At 65.8% G+C, this 19,420-nt stretch carries 23 protein-coding genes and 1 pseudogene; 17 read left to right on the top strand and 7 right to left on the bottom strand.

Going from position 1 to position 19,420, the window contains the following annotated elements; genetic code table 11:
- Positions 1–129 precede the first annotated feature (129 nt).
- From AC3IYI_RS11735 to AC3IYI_RS11725, 3 genes are all read left to right on the top strand, one after another.
- Entirely contained in the window at positions 130–1,629 is a 1,500-nt protein-coding gene (locus tag AC3IYI_RS11735; RefSeq protein ID WP_489410122.1) for an HtaA domain-containing protein, read from the top strand.
- Between the two features lie 151 nt (positions 1,630–1,780).
- Positions 1,781–3,277 carry an HtaA domain-containing protein gene (locus AC3IYI_RS11730; RefSeq protein ID WP_489410121.1) on the top strand — a complete coding sequence of 499 codons (1,497 nt, stop codon included), beginning with the start codon at positions 1,781–1,783 and terminating at the stop codon, positions 3,275–3,277.
- Between the two features lie 19 nt (positions 3,278–3,296).
- Positions 3,297–4,046, top strand: coding sequence for a PhzF family phenazine biosynthesis protein (locus AC3IYI_RS11725; RefSeq protein ID WP_489410120.1), 750 nt, complete (start codon positions 3,297–3,299; stop codon positions 4,044–4,046).
- A 136-nt stretch (positions 4,047–4,182) separates the two neighbouring features.
- Here AC3IYI_RS11725 and AC3IYI_RS11720 read toward each other — a convergent pair whose 3' ends face one another.
- Positions 4,183–4,830 carry a biliverdin-producing heme oxygenase gene (locus AC3IYI_RS11720; protein ID WP_489410119.1) on the bottom strand — a complete coding sequence of 216 codons (648 nt, stop codon included), beginning with the start codon at positions 4,828–4,830 and terminating at the stop codon, positions 4,183–4,185.
- A gap of 146 nt (positions 4,831–4,976) precedes the next feature.
- The gene (gene map / locus AC3IYI_RS11715) at positions 4,977–5,834 is read right to left on the bottom strand and encodes a type I methionyl aminopeptidase (RefSeq protein WP_489410118.1); all 858 of its coding nucleotides are present in this window, start codon (positions 5,832–5,834) and stop codon (positions 4,977–4,979) included.
- A 59-nt stretch (positions 5,835–5,893) separates the two neighbouring features.
- On the opposite strand from map, the gene AC3IYI_RS11710 reads away from it, so the two are divergent.
- Positions 5,894–6,145 carry a hypothetical protein gene (locus tag AC3IYI_RS11710; protein ID WP_489410117.1) on the top strand — a complete coding sequence of 84 codons (252 nt, stop codon included), beginning with the start codon at positions 5,894–5,896 and terminating at the stop codon, positions 6,143–6,145.
- Between the two features lie 16 nt (positions 6,146–6,161).
- On the opposite strand, the gene AC3IYI_RS11705 is transcribed toward AC3IYI_RS11710, so the two are convergent.
- Complete coding sequence (locus AC3IYI_RS11705; protein ID WP_385378411.1) at positions 6,162–6,767, bottom strand: hypothetical protein; 606 nt, start codon at positions 6,765–6,767, stop codon at positions 6,162–6,164.
- 126 nt (positions 6,768–6,893) lie between these two features.
- Between AC3IYI_RS11705 and npdG the strand changes: the two genes are divergently transcribed.
- Both npdG and AC3IYI_RS11695 read left to right on the top strand, forming a co-directional pair.
- The gene (gene npdG, locus AC3IYI_RS11700; protein WP_489410116.1) at positions 6,894–7,607 is read left to right on the top strand and encodes an NADPH-dependent F420 reductase; all 714 of its coding nucleotides are present in this window, start codon (positions 6,894–6,896) and stop codon (positions 7,605–7,607) included.
- A gap of 184 nt (positions 7,608–7,791) precedes the next feature.
- Positions 7,792–7,983 (top strand): hypothetical protein, encoded by a 192-nt coding sequence (locus tag AC3IYI_RS11695; RefSeq protein ID WP_489410115.1) that lies wholly within the window; start codon positions 7,792–7,794, stop codon positions 7,981–7,983.
- A gap of 14 nt (positions 7,984–7,997) precedes the next feature.
- Here the strand turns inward: AC3IYI_RS11695 and AC3IYI_RS11690 are convergent.
- Positions 7,998–8,552: pseudogene (locus AC3IYI_RS11690) on the bottom strand (site-2 protease family protein); the annotation flags it as partial.
- Positions 8,553–8,756: 204 nt separating this feature from the next.
- Here AC3IYI_RS11690 and AC3IYI_RS11685 point away from each other — a divergent pair.
- Both AC3IYI_RS11685 and AC3IYI_RS11680 read left to right on the top strand, forming a co-directional pair.
- Positions 8,757–9,611: a hypothetical protein gene (locus AC3IYI_RS11685; protein ID WP_489410114.1), complete on the top strand. Its 855-nt coding sequence runs from the start codon at positions 8,757–8,759 to the stop codon at positions 9,609–9,611.
- Between the two features lie 29 nt (positions 9,612–9,640).
- A complete protein-coding gene (locus AC3IYI_RS11680; protein WP_489410113.1) occupies positions 9,641–10,423 on the top strand; it encodes a hypothetical protein in 783 nt (260 codons plus the stop codon).
- A gap of 75 nt (positions 10,424–10,498) precedes the next feature.
- Here the strand turns inward: AC3IYI_RS11680 and AC3IYI_RS11675 are convergent, their stop codons facing one another.
- On the bottom strand, positions 10,499–10,687 hold the full coding sequence (locus AC3IYI_RS11675) for a DUF397 domain-containing protein (RefSeq protein ID WP_489400949.1): 189 nt from the start codon (positions 10,685–10,687) through the stop codon (positions 10,499–10,501).
- Positions 10,684–11,427, bottom strand: coding sequence for a helix-turn-helix domain-containing protein (locus AC3IYI_RS11670; protein ID WP_489410112.1), 744 nt, complete (start codon positions 11,425–11,427; stop codon positions 10,684–10,686). Before AC3IYI_RS11670 ends, AC3IYI_RS11675 begins: the two co-directional genes overlap by 4 nt.
- Before the next feature lie 191 nt (positions 11,428–11,618).
- Here AC3IYI_RS11670 and AC3IYI_RS11665 point away from each other — a divergent pair, with 191 nt between their 5' ends.
- From AC3IYI_RS11665 to AC3IYI_RS11645, 5 genes are all read left to right on the top strand, one after another.
- On the top strand, positions 11,619–11,792 hold the full coding sequence (locus tag AC3IYI_RS11665; RefSeq protein WP_489400947.1) for a hypothetical protein: 174 nt from the start codon (positions 11,619–11,621) through the stop codon (positions 11,790–11,792).
- 205 nt (positions 11,793–11,997) lie between these two features.
- A complete protein-coding gene (locus tag AC3IYI_RS11660) occupies positions 11,998–12,345 on the top strand; it encodes a hypothetical protein (RefSeq protein ID WP_489400946.1) in 348 nt (115 codons plus the stop codon).
- A 35-nt stretch (positions 12,346–12,380) separates the two neighbouring features.
- A complete protein-coding gene (locus tag AC3IYI_RS11655; RefSeq protein WP_489410111.1) occupies positions 12,381–12,842 on the top strand; it encodes a DUF6082 family protein in 462 nt (153 codons plus the stop codon).
- Positions 12,843–13,464: 622 nt separating this feature from the next.
- Positions 13,465–13,629, top strand: coding sequence for a hypothetical protein (locus AC3IYI_RS11650; RefSeq protein WP_489400941.1), 165 nt, complete (start codon positions 13,465–13,467; stop codon positions 13,627–13,629).
- Positions 13,630–13,719: 90 nt separating this feature from the next.
- Positions 13,720–14,589 carry an aKG-HExxH-type peptide beta-hydroxylase gene (locus tag AC3IYI_RS11645; protein ID WP_489410110.1) on the top strand — a complete coding sequence of 290 codons (870 nt, stop codon included), beginning with the start codon at positions 13,720–13,722 and terminating at the stop codon, positions 14,587–14,589.
- Here the strand turns inward: AC3IYI_RS11645 and AC3IYI_RS11640 are convergent.
- Positions 14,586–15,269, bottom strand: a complete 684-nt coding sequence (locus AC3IYI_RS11640) for a pentapeptide repeat-containing protein (RefSeq protein WP_489410109.1) — start codon at positions 15,267–15,269, stop codon at positions 14,586–14,588. The two genes, AC3IYI_RS11645 and AC3IYI_RS11640, sit on opposite strands and share 4 nt — an antisense overlap.
- 1,679 nt (positions 15,270–16,948) lie before the next feature.
- Between AC3IYI_RS11640 and AC3IYI_RS11635 the strand changes: the two genes are divergently transcribed.
- From AC3IYI_RS11635 to AC3IYI_RS11620, 4 genes are all read left to right on the top strand, one after another.
- Positions 16,949–17,242, top strand: coding sequence for a hypothetical protein (locus AC3IYI_RS11635; protein ID WP_489410108.1), 294 nt, complete (start codon positions 16,949–16,951; stop codon positions 17,240–17,242).
- Between the two features lie 127 nt (positions 17,243–17,369).
- Complete coding sequence (locus AC3IYI_RS11630; RefSeq protein ID WP_489410107.1) at positions 17,370–17,843, top strand: hypothetical protein; 474 nt, start codon at positions 17,370–17,372, stop codon at positions 17,841–17,843.
- Positions 17,844–18,513: 670 nt separating this feature from the next.
- A complete protein-coding gene (locus tag AC3IYI_RS11625) occupies positions 18,514–18,861 on the top strand; it encodes a hypothetical protein (protein WP_489410106.1) in 348 nt (115 codons plus the stop codon).
- A gap of 132 nt (positions 18,862–18,993) precedes the next feature.
- The gene (locus tag AC3IYI_RS11620; protein WP_489410105.1) at positions 18,994–19,353 is read left to right on the top strand and encodes a hypothetical protein; all 360 of its coding nucleotides are present in this window, start codon (positions 18,994–18,996) and stop codon (positions 19,351–19,353) included.
- Positions 19,354–19,420 lie beyond the last annotated feature (67 nt).

Here is a 19,420-nt window from a genome sequence, read left to right as displayed (position 1 = left end):
GGGAGCGGGAGTGGCTGGAGACGAGTCCCGGTTCGAAGTTCAAGTTCCGGGTGCCGGGGGGTTTCCCACCTGACCGGACGTAGCTTAGGTTAGCCTAACCTCGTCTGCTAGACCCTGGAGGGGACATTCATGTCCGCAAGACCCGCCCGTGCTTCCGCCGTCGCCCTGCTGGCGACCCTGGCGGCCCTGCTGGGAGCCGTCCTGCTTCCGGCGACCGCCGCCCAGGCGGCGGACCGCACCGTGGAGGGCGGCCGACTTGACTGGGGCATTAAATCCTCCTTCCAGAGCTATGTCACCGGGCCGGTGGCCAAGGGAGGGTTCAAGCTGAGGAACGGAGCCGCCACCGCCGGCGGCAGCCTGTTCCGCTTCCACTCCGCGAACGGCTCCTACGACCCGGACAGCGGCTCCCTGCAAGCCTCCTTCAGCGGCGGCGTCACCTTCCAGGGCCACCAGAAGCCGGACGGCGCGTACGAACTGGACATGAGCGTCAGCCGGCCCACCGTCAAGATCAGCGGCGGCAGCGGCACCCTCTACGTGGACGTCTCCAGCAAGGCCAAGGAGGGCGGAGCGGTCACCACCGCCTCCCAAGTCCCCTTCGCCAAGCTGAGCCTGGGCGGGGTGAACATGATGGGCGGCGGCAGCCCGGTCGCCCTCGCCAACATCCCGGCCACCCTCACCGATCAGGGCGCCAAGGCCTTCGCCGGCTACTACGCGGCCGGCGCCCAGCTCGACCCGGTCTCGCTCTCCGTGGACGTCAAGGCCGCGGCTCCCGCGGCTCCCGCGGCCGAGCAGTCCGCCTCGCCGGCGCCCTCGCCGAGCACCCCGGCCGCCTCGCAATCCCCGCAGGCCGCCGGGGTGTTCACCGACGCCGCCGTGGACTGGGGGGTGCGGCGCACCTTCCGCGAGTACGTCTCCGGCTCCATCGGCCAGGGCAAGTGGGAGCTGGCCGACGGCGCGCAGGACGGCGGCGCACTGTTCCGCTTCCCGCAGGGCAAGGGCGCGTACGACGGCGCGAAGGGCACCCTCGACGCCGCCTTCGCCGGCTCCGTGCACTTCACCGGGGCCCACCTCGACCTGAAGCTCGCGAAGATCACGGCCAAGGTGGAGAACGGCAAGGGCGTGCTGTCCGCCGACGTCACCACCGGCACGGACACCAAGACCGCCGTCCCGCTCGTGGAGTTCGACGCCAAGGCCCTCAAGGCCGAAGGTGGCCTCGCCACCCTCACCGAAGCCCCGGCCACCCTGACCGAGGGCGGAGCCGCGGCCTTCAACTCCATGTACAAGGCGGGCACCGAGATGGACCCGGTCTCCCTCGCCGTCGCCCTCGACGCCACCGCGAAGCTCCCGGCCCTCCCGAACCTCGGCTCGACGGCCACCCCCGCAACCCCGCCGGCCCCGGCTCCGGCGGCGGCAGCCGCGAAGGAATCCTCGAACACCGGCCTGTACGCCGCCCTCGCGGTAGCCGCCCTCGTCCTCGCGGGCGGAGCAACCTTCCTGCTCCTGCGCAACCGCCGCAAGGGGTCGACGCCGACGCCGAGTCCAGGCGTCGGGACCACGACCCCCGACTCCTCAGACTCCCCCAACTCCTCCGACTCTTCAGGGACCGACGGAGCCGCTCCGCGCGGCTGACCCGCGCCCGAAGCCGAACCGCCCGTACCGCAAGCCCCGTACCGCAAGCCCCGCCGGACCCGTACCGCCAGGGCTCGGCTTCGCCCTGCCCTCGAGGGCCACCGCGCCGCACCCCTTCCGCCTCCTCCACCCCTGTTCAGGAGACCCCGCCATGTCATCCACCCGCCGTCCCATCGCCCTCGCAGCCGCCGTGGCCACCGCCGCCGCGATAGCCGCCACCGCGTTCGTCCTGCCGGCCACGGCAGCCGGCAATGCGCCGGCCGCCCCCGCGGCGCAGGGCGCCCCCGCGACGATCCCGGTCGTCGGCGGCACCCTCGACTGGGGTGTCCTGGCGAGCTACCGCACGTACGTCACGACCATCGCCCAGGGCGAGATCACCGTCGCGGACGGCGCGAAGAAGACGGACAAGGGCTTCACCTTCGGCTCGGCCACCGGCCAGTACGACCCGGGGAGCCACCTCGTGACCGCCGCCTTCAAGGGCAGCGTCACCTTCAAGTCGGCCGCGCACCGCTTCGAGGTGAAGCTCGCGAACCTGCGCATCGACACCGGCAAGAAGCTGCTGCTCATCGACGTCACCCGGGACGGCGTGCTCACGAAGGACGTCCCCTTCGCGAAGGTCGCCTTCACCGGGCCGTCCATGGCCGACCTGGCCACCACCCTGACCGCGGACGCCGCGAAGCTCCTCGGCTCGGACAGCTACAAGGACAAGGCGGGCGACCCGCTGACGGCCGTACTGGAGTTCCCGCCGCCGCCCTCCCACAGCCCGTCCCCGTCCGCCTCGGCCACCCCCACCGCCTCCGCGTCGGCTTCCCCCTCGCCCTCCCAGAGCGCGTCCCCGTCGGCATCGGCATCGGCGTCCCCCTCCCCGTCGAAGCCGGCCTCCCCCTCGCCCTCCGCCTCCACCAGCCCCCCGGCCACCGGCGGCCCGCAGCAGATCCTCAGCGGCAAGCTGGCCTGGGGCATCAAGGAGTCCTTCCGCACGTACGTGCAGAGCGCGGGCGGCACCGTCACCCCCACCGACGGCGCGGTCGCGAACGGCGACAGCTTCGCCTTCGGCGGCGGCAAGGGCACCCTCGACACCAAGGCGCAGAAGCTGAGCGCCACCTTCGCGGGCAACCTGCGCTTCCAGTACGCGGCCCACGGCATCGACATGACCTTCGGCAACGTCCGCATCACCACCGAGGGCGCCAAGGGCACCCTGGTCCTGGACGTGAAGACGGCCGCCGGGGTCAAGGCGAACATCCCCTTCGCCACGCTCGACCTCTCGAAGGCCGACTACACGACGAAGGGCGGCGTGCTCACCCTGAGCGCGGTGCGCACCGCGCTCACGGCCGAGGGCTCCGCGGCCTTCGCCAACTCCACCACCGGCTCGATGTACCCGGTAGGCACCCGGGCGGACGACGTCAACCTGACGGTCTCCGTGGACAAGGACGCCGTCCTGCCCCCGGCGGGCACCGGCGGCACCGGCACCACGGGCGGCACCGGCACCACCGGCACCACCGGAGGCGGCGGCACCGTCGGCGGCGGCCTCGCCGCCACCGGCGCCGAGATCCCGGCCGGCGCGCTGCTCGGTTCCTCCGCCGCCATCATCGCCGCGGGCGCGGGCGCGGTCTTCGTCGCGCGCAGGCGCCGCACGGCCCAGAACTGACCCGTGCTTCAATGCCCGCGTGAACGATCTCGACGTCCTGAGGGTCTTCTGCGCGGGTGACGGCAGCCACGGCAATGTGCTGGGCGTCGTACGCGACGGCCGGTCCTGCCCCGACGACACGTCGCGGCAGGCGCTGGCCTCCGAACTCGGTTACAGCGAGACGGTGTTCGTCGACGATCCCGAGCGCGGGATCGTCGACATCCGCACCCCCGGCACCCGGATGTCCTTCGCAGGGCACCCGTTGGTCGGAGTCGCGTGGCTGCTCGACATCGAGGAGCTCCAGCCCCGGGCGGGAGCCGTGTGGGCGCGCGACGATGGGGAGTTCACCTGGATCACCGCCCGCCCCGAGTGGGTCGAGGGCAAGCGCACCGAGCAGTACGCCGATGCCGCCGCGGTCGAGGCGCTGCCCAGCCCGCCGCCCGGCGAGGGCTGGCTGTACGCGTGGGCCTGGGAGGACGAGGCCGCGGGCCGGATCCGGGCCCGCGGCTTCCCGCGCAGGCATTCGTGCGGCGACAGCCGCTCCTGTGGAGCCGGGGCTTGCCCCGGTGGGGCGATCGTCGAGGACGAGGCGACCGGCTCGGCGGCGATCGTTCTGACGGCCGAGCTGAACCGCGCCCTGAACATCACCCAGGGCGCCGGCTCCCAGATCCTCACGGCCCCGGGCCCGGACGGCACCGTAGAAATCGGCGGCCGCGTCCGCTTCGCCACAGCCGGAGGCAAATCCAGCCTCGCCCGGGGGCACCTCCCAGCGGTAGCTGGGGGAGTTTGAGGCGCGGGGTCTGGGGCGGAGCCCCAGGAGCCCAGGGCGCAGCCCCCGCGCCGGAGGCCGCCGTGCCCCGGGGGCGCAGCCCGGAAGGGGGGCCCATCGGGCCCACCCCCCTTCCCCGTTCAGCCCGCCGCAGGCGTCACGCGCTCAGGGGGAACTGCTCGCCCAGCTCGCGGAAGACCGCGCCGTTGAAGTCGAAGGCGCGCTTGCACTCGTCGATGATGCGCTGCTTCTCCAGGTCGTCCGCGGCGATCGTGTCCAGCAGTTCGCGGTAGGTCCGCTTGAAGGCGGCCGGGTTGGAGATGTCCGCGAAGACGTAGAAGCGGACGCCGTCGCCCTTGCGCTCGAAGCCCCAGGTCCGCTCCGCCTTGTCGCGGATGATCTGGCCACCGGAGAGGTCGCCCAGGTAGCGGGTGTAGTGGTGGGCCACGTACCCGCCCGGCCAGGAGGCGGCGCACTCGGCCACGCGGGCCGCGTAGGCCTCGGTGGCGGGCAGCGCGACCAGGGTCTCGCGCCATTCGGGACCCCGCAGGTGGGCCAGGTCCCGCTCGATCTCCGCGAGGCGCATCAGCTCGGGCTGTATGAACGGCCCGGCCACCGCGTCGTCCCGGAGGGCCTCGGCAGCGTCCTCCAGGGCCTTGTACACGAACCACAGCTGCTCGGTGTAGCGCGTGTAGGCGTCCACCCCGAGCCGGCCGCCGAGCAGGTCGCTCATGAACGTCGAGGTCTCTGCCTCGGTGTGCTGTTCGTGGGAGGCGACACGGATGACGGTGGAGAAGGCGTCCAAGGCGGACCTCCGAGAGATCGGAAGAAAAGGGGAGCCGGGTGTGGCGGCCGTGCCGCCACACCCGATCCTCCTACTTAGGTTTACCTAAGTCAATGTGTTCCCGACGCCTTGTCGGTAAAAACCTCCGCGAGGTGACATTCCTGGGATCAGGGGAGCGTCAGGATCTCCGCTCCGGTGTCCGTGACCACCAGTGTGTGCTCGAACTGCGCGGTCCGCTTGCGATCCTTCGTGACCACCGTCCAGCCGTCCTCCCACATGTCGTACTCGTGGGTGCCCAGGGTCAGCATCGGCTCGATGGTGAAGGTCATCCCGGGCTCGATGACGGTGGTGGCGTGCGGGCTGTCGTAGTGCGGGACGATCAGGCCGGAGTGGAAGGACGAGTTGATCCCGTGACCGGTGAAGTCCCGGACGACGCCGTACCCGAAGCGCTTCGCGTACGACTCGATGACCCGGCCGATGATGTTGATCTGCCGGCCCGGCCGGACGGCCTTGATAGCCCGGTTCAGGGCTTCGCGGGTGCGCTCCACGAGCAGCCGCGACTCCTCGTCCACGTCCCCGCACAGGTACGTGGCGTTGTTGTCGCCGTGCACCCCGCCGATGTACGCGGTCACGTCGAGGTTGACGATGTCGCCGTCCCGCAGGACGGTCGAGTCGGGGATCCCGTGGCAGATGACCTCGTTGAGCGAGGAACACAGGGACTTCGGGAAACCGCGGTAGCCCAGCGTCGAGGGGTAGGCACCGTGATCGCACATGTACGCGTGGGCGACCCGGTCCAGCTCGTCGGTGGTCACCCCCGGTGCGATCAGCTTGGCGGCCTCTTCCATCGCCTGGGCGGCGATCCGGCCGGCGATGCGCATGGCCTCGATGGTCTCGGGCGTCTGCACCTCCGGTCCGGTGTACGGAGTGGGCGCGGGCTTGCCCACGTACTCGGGCCGGCGGATGTTTCCGGGAACGGAACGGACGGGAGTGAGCTCGCCTGGTACGAGCAGCGACTGGCCAGACATACGAGCGAGTGTATCGAGCGGGTATGGGGCAGCATGGCGACAGAGAGAGGAGCCTGACGATGGCCCTGTTCAAGAAGCGCCAGGTGGGCAAACCCGGCGAGTGGTACTACTGCCTGGTCCACAAGAAGGTCGAGGAAGGCCCCGAGTGCCCGGCGAAGGACCGTTTCGGCCCCTACGCGACACCCGAAGAGGCGAACCACGCCATGGAGACGGCGCAGGAGCGCAATCTCGAATGGCAGAACGACCCCAAATGGAACGACAAGACCCGCGAGACCGAAGAGGGCACGGGTACGGCCACGGGCACCCCGTAGCCGCTAGCCGCTACGGCTACCAGCGGCTGGGCGGCGGCGCGGCCAACTGGTCGGCCAGCCGCGCCAGCCGGTCCCGGAACCGCCTCGGCCCGCGCTGCACCGGCAGGCTGTTCTCCCCGGCCGCCGCGCTGACCAGGTGCTGCACGGTGTCCAGGTCCAGCTCGGCGGCCCCGTCCGGTACGGACAGCACCTCGTGCGCGAGCGTCCCGAGATCCGCGTCCCCGCCGTCCATGGACAGTACGGTCGCCCCCGCGCGCCGGGCGTCGTGCACCCGCTCCAGCAGCCCGTCCCCGGGCCGCTCCGGAGCCACCACCAGCAGGGTGTGACCGCGCCGGGCCGCCTCCAGCCGGCTCAGCCCGACCGACAGGTGCGGGGCGTCACCGGGCAGCACCTGGTGGCGTACGAGCGTGGGCGCCAGCTCCGGCAGCCCCGACCAGGCGGCCTCGTCGACCAGGTGCGCCGCCAGGTGCCAGGGCTCGTACTGCTCGGTCCCGACCAGCAGCAGGTTCCCGCCGGCCGGTACGACCGACCGCCGCAACGTCCCGGCGAACCGGCGCGCGGCACCGGGCCACTCCGTGCCGGCGAGCACCTCGCGCAGCAGCGCGACTCTCACGGCGTCCATACCGGCATCCTGCCGCATGGAAGGGACAAACGGGAGCTGTTCCCCCATCTCCCGCCCCCGGGTGCTCCGGCACCTCACACCGCCCGCGCATTCGACTCTGACGATCTCGCGGCTACCCTCGCCCCCATGACCTCCACAGACAGCACGCAGCAGCCCGCGAAGGCCCCCGCCAAGGACCCGTGGGACCTTCCCGACGTCTCCGGCCTCGTCGTAGGCGTACTCGGCGGCACCGGCGACCAGGGCCGGGGCCTCGCCTACCGGCTCGCCCGCGCCGGCCAGAAGGTGATCATCGGCTCCCGTGCCGCCGACCGCGCGCAGACCGCAGCCGACGAGCTCGGCCTCGGGGTGGAGGGCGCGGACAACGCCGAGTGCGCGCGCCGCAGCGACATCGTGATCATCGCGGTGCCGTGGGAGGGCCACGCCAAAACCCTGGAATCGCTGCGCGAGGACCTCGCCGGCAAGCTCGTGGTCGACTGCGTCAACCCGCTCGGCTTCGACAAGCAGGGCGCGTACGCCCTCCAGGTCGAAGAGGGCAGCGCGGCCCAGCAGGCCGCCGCCCTCCTCCCGGACTCCCGGGTCACGGCCGCCTTCCACCACCTCTCGGCGGTCCTGCTCCAGGACGAGTCCGTCGAGGAGATCGACACCGACGTGATGGTCCTCGGCGAGGTCCGCGCCGACACCGACATCGTGCAGGCCCTCGCCGGCCGGATCCCGGGCATGCGGGGCGTCTTCGCGGGCCGCCTGCGGGGCGCCCACCAGGTCGAATCCCTGGTGGCCAACCTCATCTCCACCAACCGCCGCTACAAGGCCCACGCGGGCCTGCGCATCACGGACGTCTGACCGGGCCGGGCCCGGTGGGCCCGCAGGGTGGCCACCCGTCCGGCCCCTTCGCCGGGGTCGACAGGGCGGGTGGCCCCGCGTCCCCTCGGCGGGACGGCGGAAATCAGTCGGACGGGAGCACGTCGGGGCATGGGGGACACTGGAGGGGCTTGAACCGCTTCAGTGTCTTCGAGGAGCCCCCACCATGCCCCGCCTTGCCGTGTTCGCTGTCGTTCTCTGCGTCCTCGCCGTGGCCGCCGCCGTGGTCTCCTTCGTCGAGGGCAGCCTGCTCGGGATCGTGTGGGTGCTGATGGCGGGCATCACGTCGAACATGGCGTGGTTCTACGTGCGCAAGGCGAAGATCGAGAAGGCCGCAGCGTCCCGCACCGTGGGCTAGTCCCGCACCGCCGGCTAGGGGGCCTGGCAGAAGCCGCTGGTGTCCTGCCAGAACTGGTAGAGGTTGCGGCCGCAGTAGGCCTCCAGCTCGTTCACGCCCAGCGCGGACAGCACGCTGTACACCGCGTCGAAGAAGTACGCGTTGATCTCCGGGATCCACAGCAGTGCGAAGACGGCCAGCAGGCCGAACGGTGCCAGCGGCGCCACCTCGCGGCGGATCTTGTGGGAGAGCCAGGGCTCGATGATGCCGTAGCCGTCCAGGCCCGGGACCGGCAGGAAGTTCAGGATCGCCGCCGAGACCTGGAGCAGGGCCAGGAAGCCGAGCGCGAAGCGGAACGGGATCGGGACCCCGTCCAGGGCGTTCAGCCAGAACGGGGCCGTGCAGACGGCCGCGAAGGCGACGTTCGTGAGCGGGCCGGCCGCCGAGATGAGGCTGTGCCGCCAGCGGCCCTCGATCCGGTCGCGCTCGATGTACACCGCGCCGCCCGGCAGGCCCAGGCCTCCCATGATCACGAAGAGGACGGGGAGGATGATGCTGAGCAGCGCGTGCGTGTACTTCAGGGGGCTTAGGTACCGGACTGTTAACCCCATCTGACCTGCGAAAACACCATGAAATCTCGCTGCGCCGGGCTGGCCTGCTGGAAGCTTCCTCCGCCAACCCACTTGCCTCCCGTGATCGGCAGGAGTAGCTTCACGGGAAGCAAGAGACCCCGGTAGCGCGCCAACGCTGCCGGGGTCTTACGTCTCCACTCCACCTAGAGGAGCAAGCTCTAGATGCAGGTCCAGCGTACAAGGCACACCCGCGCCTACGTCCAGATACCCAACGAGATCGCACGTCACAGCTCCCTCAGCCTCGAAGCTGTCGGTCTGCTGACCCGTCTCCTGTCGCTCCCGGACGCTAACAGCGTCACGGTCGAGCGTGTCACTGCTGCCGTGCCCAACGGACGGCGCACCGTCTCCAACGCCATGAACGAATTGATCGACGCCGGTTACGTGAAGCGTGCCCGGGTCCAGGACCCGGAGACTGGCCGTTGGGTCACCATCACCTCCGTCACGGACTCCCCGACTGACCACATGCCGACGGTCGGTCTCCCGACTGGTCAGGCTGTCGGCGGCTATCCCAAGGGAGTAATACACGAGGGAAATGACCTCCTCCCCGAGGCCGCCCCGGAGCCTGAAGGCTGCGAGGGCGAGAGCCAGCAGCAGGAGGGGGAGGAGATTTCTTCTCCCAACAACGACGACGACAAGAGCGCCTCCGGCACCGCTGACGCGGTGACCGTTCGGGCTGCCGTGTGTCTGGGCCGCCTGGGCAGCTTTGAGCGTCGGCTGAGGCTGTCCCCTCAGGAAGTCATGCGGCTCGCGCCGAAGGCTGCCAAGTGGCTCAGTGACGGTCTCCACGAGATGGAGGTGATCACCGCCCTCACTCGTGCGCTTCCCGCAACCATCGAATCCGCGGCGGCTCTCGTGACGCACCGGCTTGAGAAGTTCCAGCCCGAGAAGGCCGAGATCCGTCCGCCGGCAACGGCTGCTGCCCCTCGCCCCCAGCGCTCGCAGTGCCAGGAGTGCGGCAGGCCCTTCCGCCTCGGTGTCACCGCTGATCTGTGCGCCGACTGCCGAACCAACGCCTAACCCGACTCCCTCAACTGAAAGGCACACCTGTGTCCAGCTCAGCCCTGCCCTGGTACCTCAAGGGGATCCTGTACGTAGCGCTGCCGGCCGCGTGCGTGGCAGCCCTCTACCTCTCCATCCCTGGGGAAGTGGCCTTGGCGAGAACCGCCGGATGGTCTGAGAACTACGCACCCGCCATGCCGATTTGCCTCTCGGTCTATGCCCTCTCAGCCGGGGCCATCGCCACCTACCGCCGCAAGATGCAACTACCGGGCCAGGTGACGGCTCTCATGGGATCTCTCGTAGCTCTCACGCTGGCGATGTCGGCTCAGTCGATCTCGCACCTGATCGAACAGGACTACATGACCAGCTCTGCTCACCTGGTGGTCGCGGTCTCCTGCGTGCCCCCTCTCACCATCGCGCACCTGGTGCACATGGCAGAGACTCCTTCTCAGGTGAAGACTGCTGCTGAGGAGAAGCGGGAGCTTGCTGAGATGATCGACTTCCTCACGGTGGAGCTGACTCGCACCGTGACCTCTCAGACCTCCCTCGTGCTCTCTCAGTCTCAGGCAGCAGTGCAGCAGCTCGACACTCTCACTGAGGTAGCTGAGAACCTGACCCTGGAAGCGGAGGGGGCGACAGAGGAGCTTGAGAAGGTTCTCACCGCCGCTACTACCACTCGTAAGGTCATCGACGCACAGACCATCGAAGCCGCCGCTGAGAGGCTGAAGCGGGCTGGTAAGAGGGCCACGGTAGAGAACATGTGCAAGGCCCTGGGAATCTCTCAGGCCACCTACTACCGCTACGGCGGGGGGAAGGCTCTCACTGCCTAGCCTGCCCCAGAGACGCACGAGGGCCCTCCCCAGGGATATGGGGGAGGGCCCTCAGCTCTGAGTGTACGTGGCCTGTCAGACGCTCTGACCCCTGGCGAAGCCAACGAAGTTGGACCATGCCTTGGGGGAGGCCGTGAATGCTCCTTGGCTGTGGTCCTTGGTGTCCCGGACGGAGACAGCTCCGGGAACGTTCGTGGCGACCTCGACGCAGTTGTCGTTCTGGCCGCTGTACGTGCTCTTGCGCCAAGCAGGCTGCGTGATCATGTGTACGTCCCCAGTGCTTCCCGGATCAACTCTTCTGACTGGCTGGGCGATAGGGCCTCAGCGTGGAGCTGATCATAGATCCTCTGAAACCGCTCTGCGTCTTCAGCATCCAGCATGTACCGGCCCACGTCGAAGCCCTCCGTGTACGCGGAGACCTCACCGGTACGCGAGGTGAGCACGCTAATGGATCCGCCGACAGTCGGGCAGTGAGGCGGAAGGATCTGTACGTGAATGTTCGGCATCTGTACGACCTTGAGTAGATGCTCCATCTGTTCGCGCATGATCGCTCGCGAACCGATCACCTTGGTGAGTGCTCCCCTGTCGAGAACGACCCACAGCCAGGGAGCATCCGCCCCTTCCAAGACCTCCTGCCGCTCGTACCGACGCTCAGCGGCTACCCGGATCTCCTCTTCCCGCCCTTCAGGGTCACCCAGCCGCATGAGTGCTGCGGCGTACGCCTGTGTCTGGAGCAGGCCAGGGATGAGGAGTGAGAACTCCTTTATCGTCTTGGCCTTGGCCTGCTTCGCAAGGAACGGTCGCGCGTAGTCCTTGAAGCTTGCAAGGCTCATCAGGGGATACAGCTCAGTCAGAGAGTCGCCGGCGTCCAGGACGGCCGTGAGCCGTTCCACCATCTCCTTGTTCGGCGGATCGTTGGCCGTCTGGATCTTGATCAGGCGAGTTTCTGAGATGAAGAGCTTCGCAGCTAACTCCTTGGCGGTGAGCCCCCGTAGGTCCTGCAAGTCTCTGACCTTCGCACCTAGCAAGCCTGCTGGCGTTGTCCTGTCCAGCTCCTTACGCGGTCGGCCCACGTCACTACCCCTGTTTCTGCGGGATCTCACTACGCACCTTGACTTACCTGGTCAGCGTAGCCAGTTGGGGCCCAAGGTTGGAACCAGAAGCCCGAAGCTGACTCGAAGGGCAGGGAGCCCCTGTGAGCACCGAACTTGGCACTGGTCACCAGCCCGCCGCAGTGGCGGACCTCCCCAACGCGATAGAAGCACGGGCCTTCCACAGGCTGACCCCCGAACCCGTCATGCTGCCTCGCTACGACAACTCGACCGAGGTGGTGAAGAGGGTGCTTGTGCGGCTCCACGACATCCTGTGAGACCACTCCGGCCTCCCTATCAACCGTTCACTGGTCAGGCGGTCGTAGACGAGCGCACAGGACGCGTCTGCCGGGTTCTCGTGGACGTGCACGGAGTCGCCTGGGTGCGCCCTCTACTTGGTGGCCCTCGCCGGCAAGCCGTTCTGAGCCAACTGCGGAAGGCCAGTTACACGGAAGTCAGTCGGGAGTGGACCAGGAGGGCGACGTGAGCGGCAGCGAGGAACTCGGAGGCCTCAACTTGGGCCAGTTCAAAGCTCTCTTGGTCGAGGGCTATGTGCGGGCCCGTGCAGAGGAACGCCTTGCGGCAGACGAGTACGTAAGCGAGGAAGAGAAGCGAGTTGATGCCGTCTTCGTTGCGCTTCCGATGCTCTTCGAGGCAGTAGGAGTGTCCTTGGACCAGGCCCTCATGCAGCAGGGAGAGGATCTGCGCACGATTGAAGACGGCCCCGACGATGTCAGCCGCCGGCACCCGGAGCTGACGAACATTCCGGCGGATGCCTACTGGTCGAAGGGGTCGTCTCTGGACATGAGACCCCCTGAAGCCCCCAGGTGACCGCTACAACACAGAGCAGGTCGGGAAGAGAGAGCATGAAGAACTACGTACTGGCCGGGGCTGTACTTGCGGGAGTCCTGGTGCAGGTCGAACGGCTGCGGCAGAGCAACCAGCAGCACCGCGAGCGGGCCCACCTCGTTACCGCCAGGATGCATCAACGCCTCTTGGCGGACGAGGAGGCCAACCCGCTGATGGCGGCCGTCTGGAGTGAGAGCGTTCCGGCTGGCTCGGAGATGGCTCGGGCCAAGATCTTTCACGTCAACCGCTGGGTTTCCCTCTGGGCCGTCCAACACAGGACCGGGGTCCTTACAACGGAGTCCCTCATTCGCTACGCCGCCGACTCGATGCGGAACTCTGAGTTTCGGATCTTCTGGGAAGCGGCCCGGAAGTTCCGGTTGGCTGGTGCACGGGATGACGTGGACGGCGTATTCAACAGAATCATGGATATGGCGTACACCGCCGAGAGTTCTGAGACCGTGGAGCCGACAGCGGCCTAGCTGAACTGCCGTGCGTACCGGACATCGTATGTGTGGCGCTCTGGCCTGGTGGAGAGCGAACCACGTTGAACTCTCCCGACGTTGCCACCCCGGGACCAGCCGCTATGAGGGTCAGCTTCCAGAGGTCCTGACCTGTCAGCTACCTCCGCACAACCATGATCAGCGGCACCTGATGACCCTTCGGCCGATTCCAGAAGTCCACGGCGGTGGATGGTTAGCGGCCTTGTGGGGCAAGGACTGCGAACGGAAAGGTCTGCTGTCCTTCGTGCATTTCCCGCTGTCGCTTGACCGTAAGACTCTTGACGAAACTTCCACCTTTCATTAGCTCCGTCACTCTGCTGGATGGAACCAGAACGCTCAATCTCCCCGCGTATCTGGGAGCCCAGCAGAGTGACGGGTAAATCCCCACTCCGGCCGTCTGCTTTTGGAAGGGCTGGCGGTCGGAGTGGGCCCCAGCATTACTACAGACTTCCACCCCCGCTATTCGTTCCCCCACGGGGCAGGGGTGGAGACAGACCTCCCGAGTGCACGCGGGAGCCGTGGAGCCAAGGAAACCCATTTCCTTGGTGCGTCCACGAAGGTGCACCGTCAAATGACCCAACCATCAACCAGGAGGTTCGATATGAACAGCACCCTGAAGACGACCAGCGACGCGTTCGCCGGCATCGTGGCCAGCGCGGCCGACGAGTCCGCGGAGCAGGTGGCGGCCGTTCGGACCAACGTCGAGCGGGCCCAGGCGGACGCCAACAACGCCATGATGGGCGGCTGGGTCTCCGACGTCGCCTAACGGCCACGTAGCGCGCGTGCAGTAAAGCCCTAAGCGTGCCCGGAGGGGATTCCCCTCCGGGCACGCGCATAGCCCTAGGGAGGAGCCCTAATGCACTTCATGAACCTCGGCCACACGTACCTGAATGCCGCCCGTTTCGTGCGCGCCATGACGGGTGAGGCGCCGAGCATCGAAGAACTGCCCAGCGCCTACCGTGCCGCGATCTCCGCGCCCGAACTGCGGCCCATGCCGATCGAACACGAGGGCATGAACATCGCCTACGAGGATGGAAGGTGGGCCCGGCACTGTGCCGAGAACGGGGTCTTCCCTCACATCCTGGGGGGAGCCACCCCTACCGATGGGCCTACCCGTGAAGCATGGGACACGAGCATCCGTGACGCGCTGAGCCTGATTCGCAGGATCAGCCCCGACCTCAGGACGCTGGTTGACTTCATGATCGCGGATGTCGTCGTTCTGAACAGTGGACAGGACGGCGGAGGTTCGGCATCTCAGCTTCCGGGGCTGGTTGTCATGAGCCCCGGCTCAACGTGGACCACGATGGACTACGCCATGTGCCTGGTGCACGAGGCCATCCACCTGAACCTGTTCCTGGGCGACGCCGTTTACGGCACGTTCCACCTGACCTCCGTCGAACTGGAGGCGGACGAACACCGCGCTCTCTCGGCCGTCAAGATCGGTCAGCGTCGGCCGCTGGACAAGGCATTCCACGCCGCAGCCGTGACGGTCCCCCTGATGTACATGGAGGACCACCAGGGCGAAACCACGCTCGTGGACCTCTACACGGCCTCCCTCAGCGACGCGTGCGAGGATCTGCTGAAGCAGCGGGACAAGTTCACCCCCTACGGTCGGCTGCTCCTGGACGAGCTGACCGCGTGGGGGAAGAACATCGACTTCCCCCACGTGGCCCGCACCATCTCCGACGCTGCCTATGCCGGCTACGACCCGGCGCGGGCTGCCTAGTAGTCCTCGAAGCGAATACCGGCGTCTCGTGCGAGGCTCAGGGCCAGTTCCATGGCTCCTGGGCCTCGTACTGCTGCCCCCTTCAGACTTGAAGCCCCTCCAACATCCCTAAGGGTGCAGAAGTCAAATCGGGCTGTCCCTACTTTGACGTTGGCGAACTGTGCTCCGCTCAGGTCACAGTTCACGAAGCGCACACTGTGGAACTCTGCACCCTGGAAGTCGACACCCATCAGTCGGCAATCCTCGAACGTCACAGAGTAGAGCTTCATACCCCGGAACATGGCCGGGGCGGCAACACAGCCAGAGAACTGAACATCACGGATGGTGCCAGCTTTCCAGGACGATCCTGTAATCCTGCTGCCGCTAACGGTGCAGCGAATTAGAGAAACGTCATGGGCAGTCAACTGGGAGAAGTCGCAGGTTTCGAATTCGGCATTGCTGAACTGGCCGCGCTCGAAAGTGCTCCCAGTAAATCGAACGTTTTCAAAGCGGCAGCCGTCAACCTCGAACACCTCAGCTGTAATGCCGATGAAGTGCATTCCGTCATACTTGACGCCCTTAACCATGGCGTCTTCCTCAAGTGCGTCCCGCTCAGCATCTGCCGGCCTCAGGAAACCCGAAAGGTTCGGCTTGGTAGGCGCCTTGATGCGAACCGGCTGAGAGAAGGTGCTGTGAGACATAGCTGTCTACCTTCAGTGCTGGGGTCAGAGGTAGTCGAGCTTATCGGCCTCCGAGGGGGCCGTCAGCGAGATTGGAAAGTATGACTGCCAACGGCAGAGCTACTGTGTGAGGCGGGGTATAGAGCAACCCCGCCATAGTTAACGTACGTGTCCTGTGGAGACTCCCAGGACAGTGCTGTGACCGAGACCACCAATAATGTTGTTACCGCACCTAAGTGAGGCAACATTAGAGGCCCCGCGGAGGCTCGTGGAGGGCCTAGAGGGGGCCGAGGGGAGGTGTGCCGGCTGTCGTGAGGGGTCTGAGGGGGCGCAGCTTGCGCCTTTGTGAAAGATGTTAAACCCGTACATGATGACAGGAAGGCGCCCCTGCGGTCCTCATGACAGCATTCTCGTTATATTACCCCCGTATTCATGCATCACATGGGGTGCGGTAACAATAATTACTTGTGCGCTTGTGAATGATAATGATGCACCACCTAATTGGTGCATCAATAGGCGTGACTAATTACCCGTCAGGTACCACCCAGTAGCGTGACTGAGCATCAGATGAAATGGATTTTCATTTGAGTGTCCGTCAGGTTCGCCTGGCGCACCATCAGCATGCGTGCCGAGAGCGTGAAAACGCCTCTTTGGACAGCACCATAAGCCCTAACACTCCTGACTTTGACGCTACGTCAGTCAAGCTATATGTCCTGGTATGTCACAGCTATAGGTAAAGGGAATGCAAAGAACTTGCTTCCCGTGATGACGCCTATATGTGGGCTATTGTCCCTTTCGCCGGCGGCGAGCGCGTGCCCCCTGACCTGCGGTTTAGTGGTGCCCAATGTGCGCGCGTGCGCTTCCTGAATCACCCTTACATCGCTACTTGCTTCCCGTGATGAGTCCGGGCAATGTCCTCCCTGTCACCAACCGCCCCACCGAACGGGGCGGACAGGAAAGGGGGTAGCGAAATGAGCGCACGGTCTCCACCACATAGGAGCGGGTGAGTGTCCACCACTCACCGGGCCTGTATCGGCCCTGATGACGTCAATGGCGGCCTGTACCGACCGACCCGACGGATACCTACTCAGACACGTAAGGCGCCTTTAGGCGGCCTCGTACCTTCCTTGAAAACTGCAAACCAAAGCACTTGCACCCCTAAGCGAATACGGGGTGTCTTCCCACAGTGCCGAGCGAGGCTGAGACCTCGCCGTCAACGGCTGAGAGCGCGAAAGCGTCGGGTAGTGCTGAGGAAATGTGATGCCAACTGAGATTGCCTACGGCTCACACACCCAACTGACGTGGCAAGCGTGGTCAGTGGTCAAGGTGACTGATACTCACCCAACCAACTGAGCCTGTCTCTAAGCGTCTCGGAGTGAGTGAGTCGGGGGGAGTGTCGGTTAGGCACTCGAAAGGGCCCTGAGGGGCCATGAGGACACCTTTAAGGGGTGCAGATGTCTCGTCTCACAGACGAAACAACGGGCAACGAGGTTAAAAGGTTTGAGGGGGACGCAATGGGTTGCGTCCGTAACGCGTGCGGAAATGCTGCTGTGCTGATCGCAGAAATGACGTTCCGATCTACCAGCGGCCTCTCTCACGAGCTTAACCCCGTGGCTTACTGCTTGGCTCACGCCAAAGAGGACATGGAAGCGGTCGATACCGCAACGTTCACCGTAACCGAGTTCCTCTAAGGAGTAGTCGTGGCTGTAGCTGTGGAGTTCCAGACCAACCCGCCTCGTGTACGCGGGCTGATCCCGCTCAACACGTTCACGTTCCATCGGGAGAACGTCAACCACGACGTTTTCCAGGTGAGCATCACGGATGCGGAAGGGCCGTTCGTCTACCAAGTGCGCTCGTGGGGAAACATGATCCGCACCGTAGAGGCTTTCACGCGCAGTAGGGCGCACGCTGGCATCTGCGTCAAGACAGATATCTACCGCACGGGCTACGCCAGCATGAACGGCACCAACGTTCGCGTCACGCCCGTTGGGTAGCTAGGCCGGCAACGGCACAGCTCTGCCTGTTTCGTAGGGGAGTCGGGTGCACAGTGGCTAGGGATAAGTTCCTGTGCACCCTCTCACCCATTACGACAGACGTAGTGGAGAACGAGGAGATACCCACATGCCTAAGACTTCGCGAATCATCGTGCGAATAGGTGAGTTCAGCACCGTCGAACATGCCCTCAAGGGGGAAGAGTTTCAGTACGACGACCGTATGGGCGAAAACATCACATGGTGCGGGCGGTCCGGCATCATGAGTCCTAGCTCTTACATGTCGGGCAAGGAACTCCCTGTCACGTGCAAGGTTTGTCAGGAAGCGGGACCGCGCTGGATTGTCTACATGCACGTAAACGAGCTTCCGGGATCCAACACGTTCGATATCGCGTGTGTGGAGAACGGGCGTGAGGCCAAGGAAAAGTTGGCCGCGTTTGCCAAGGAACACAATGCGGAAGCGGTAGGCGCAAGCCTGTACCCCTACAGCCCGGAAGACTGGGAATCGGCCCTCGAATTCCGCCACACGGGTTGCCCTTTCGACTACCCGTCCAAGCTCATTGAGCAGGGTGCCCGTGGTGGCTTTCGGATGGTGGAAGCGTGAGCGCTCTCACTGTGGTCCGTGAGGACAACGGGCACGGCTCGATATGGGTCAAGGTCACCGGTCCCGCAACCGAAATCAAGCGTGCCCCGTATGTGTCGGGGGCTGAGGCTCGAAAGATCGGGCGGGAACTCGGAGGAAAGGTCATGGGCCGAATCACGTCCGGCGCATCCTTCACCCCGGACACGTTCGAATGGCGCACCCTCTATCACCCGTTCGATAGGGAGGCATGAAATGTCTAGTCGAGTAGGCGTCCACTACAGCAGCTATGCGGCGGCACAAGGGGTTATCTGTATCCCCTTTTGTGACGAGACACCGACGCATTGGGCATGTACGGAAAGGTTCGGAGAAAAGCACTTTACGTGCCAGGCGCGGTGTGAATTGCACCGTGAGGAACACGGGCCGGACACCACAAGCATACCGATTAAGTAGGGGCAGGAATGTACGTCGCTCACATCGGACCGCATTGGCACACACGGTTTGACCGATACGAGGATGCGGTGAACTACGCCGCAGGCTACGGAATCGGTCCCGCATTCGTAGAGCTCAATCTGAGTAAGACGCGCTACCGCGCACGCTAGGCCGTAGTCGGCAGTACGGGCACACGGGATAGGGATAGCCCCGTGTGCCCTTCTGTCCACTGCGTACGGCAGTAGGTAAGAAGGGTAGACCTGTGGAGCTTAGCGTTTTCGCGGAGCAGTACATCAGTAGTGCATTGGCAGAGCTGGACCACAGCGACGAATGGACGGACAGCGAGCCCCCCAACATTGCGGATCTGAGCGACGTGACAAAGGCGCGGATGCTCAACGACTGTGCGTCCTTCCGCTATGCCGCTGCCTCGCTTTTCGAGGGGCGTGAGTCCGACGCGGGACATGACTTCTGGATGACACGGAACGGCTGCGGGGTCGGCTTCTGGGATGGGGATTGGGCCGAGCCTGCCGCAACGATTCTTGACGTGGCATCTCGTGCCTGCGGAGAGTTCGAGCTGTATGTAGGCGACGACGGCAAGATCTACCAATAGCTGACGTACAGGGGGACGTAGGTCCGCCGGCACAGCACCACCGCGGGATCAGGTTCGTTGGGCACGGGGTCAAGGGATAGGTCTCCGTGCCCATCTCATGTCCGCCTACGGGTGGAGAGATGGAGACAGGCAATGCAGACGTACGTAAGTCACGACACGTGGGGCAACAGTGAAACCCGTCCGATTGGAGAGCCGATCACGCATCACGGGCATTCGCCGGAATCGTTGATCGGTCGGCTCGTTCTGGTGCGGCCGTTCTACCACGTGCCGGGTAGCCGCAGCAGCCTTAAGTCCGTGCGGTCTCCCTTTGTCTTTGAAGCGCATGTGACCGGGGCCTGTGGGGGGATGGTCAAGGTTCGCTACACGTGGACCAGTGGCGATGCCCCGTGGCAGATGGAAGCGCTGTTCCACCCCCGCGAACTGCACCAGGTCCGCACGTGCGAGTGCGCAGCGTGCAAGGGCGACGGCCTTTCGGAGCACTGGGGGGCGTAGCTAGCGACTCAATATCGAGGGCAGGGAAGTGCAGCCGCGCGTACGCGGCCAGTGCCACTCTGTCCCC

This window comes from Streptomyces sp. GL_148, from assembly GCF_057834205.1.
Note: the sequence above shows the minus strand (reverse complement) of the source record. Positions and strands in the feature narration are given on the sequence as shown.

Excerpts from the sequence above, each read along its gene's own strand:
- npdG (WP_489410116.1), top strand. The coding sequence starts at position 6,894 with ATGACCTCCACAGACAGCACGCAGCAGCCCGCGAAGGCCCCCGCCAAG.
- AC3IYI_RS11640 (WP_489410109.1), bottom strand. The coding sequence starts at position 15,269 with ATGTCTCACAGCACCTTCTCTCAGCCGGTTCGCATCAAGGCGCCTACC.
- AC3IYI_RS11645 (WP_489410110.1), top strand. The coding sequence starts at position 13,720 with ATGCACTTCATGAACCTCGGCCACACGTACCTGAATGCCGCCCGTTTC.
- AC3IYI_RS11705 (WP_385378411.1), bottom strand. The coding sequence starts at position 6,767 with ATGGACGCCGTGAGAGTCGCGCTGCTGCGCGAGGTGCTCGCCGGCACG.
- AC3IYI_RS11650 (WP_489400941.1), top strand. The coding sequence starts at position 13,465 with ATGAACAGCACCCTGAAGACGACCAGCGACGCGTTCGCCGGCATCGTG.
- AC3IYI_RS11730 (WP_489410121.1), top strand. The coding sequence starts at position 1,781 with ATGTCATCCACCCGCCGTCCCATCGCCCTCGCAGCCGCCGTGGCCACC.
- AC3IYI_RS11655 (WP_489410111.1), top strand. The coding sequence starts at position 12,381 with ATGAAGAACTACGTACTGGCCGGGGCTGTACTTGCGGGAGTCCTGGTG.
- AC3IYI_RS11620 (WP_489410105.1), top strand. The coding sequence starts at position 18,994 with ATGCAGACGTACGTAAGTCACGACACGTGGGGCAACAGTGAAACCCGT.
- AC3IYI_RS11685 (WP_489410114.1), top strand. The coding sequence starts at position 8,757 with ATGCAGGTCCAGCGTACAAGGCACACCCGCGCCTACGTCCAGATACCC.
- AC3IYI_RS11675 (WP_489400949.1), bottom strand. The coding sequence starts at position 10,687 with ATGATCACGCAGCCTGCTTGGCGCAAGAGCACGTACAGCGGCCAGAAC.
- AC3IYI_RS11630 (WP_489410107.1), top strand. The coding sequence starts at position 17,370 with ATGCCTAAGACTTCGCGAATCATCGTGCGAATAGGTGAGTTCAGCACC.
- AC3IYI_RS11735 (WP_489410122.1), top strand. The coding sequence starts at position 130 with ATGTCCGCAAGACCCGCCCGTGCTTCCGCCGTCGCCCTGCTGGCGACC.
- AC3IYI_RS11710 (WP_489410117.1), top strand. The coding sequence starts at position 5,894 with ATGGCCCTGTTCAAGAAGCGCCAGGTGGGCAAACCCGGCGAGTGGTAC.
- AC3IYI_RS11695 (WP_489410115.1), top strand. The coding sequence starts at position 7,792 with ATGCCCCGCCTTGCCGTGTTCGCTGTCGTTCTCTGCGTCCTCGCCGTG.
- map (WP_489410118.1), bottom strand. The coding sequence starts at position 5,834 with ATGTCTGGCCAGTCGCTGCTCGTACCAGGCGAGCTCACTCCCGTCCGT.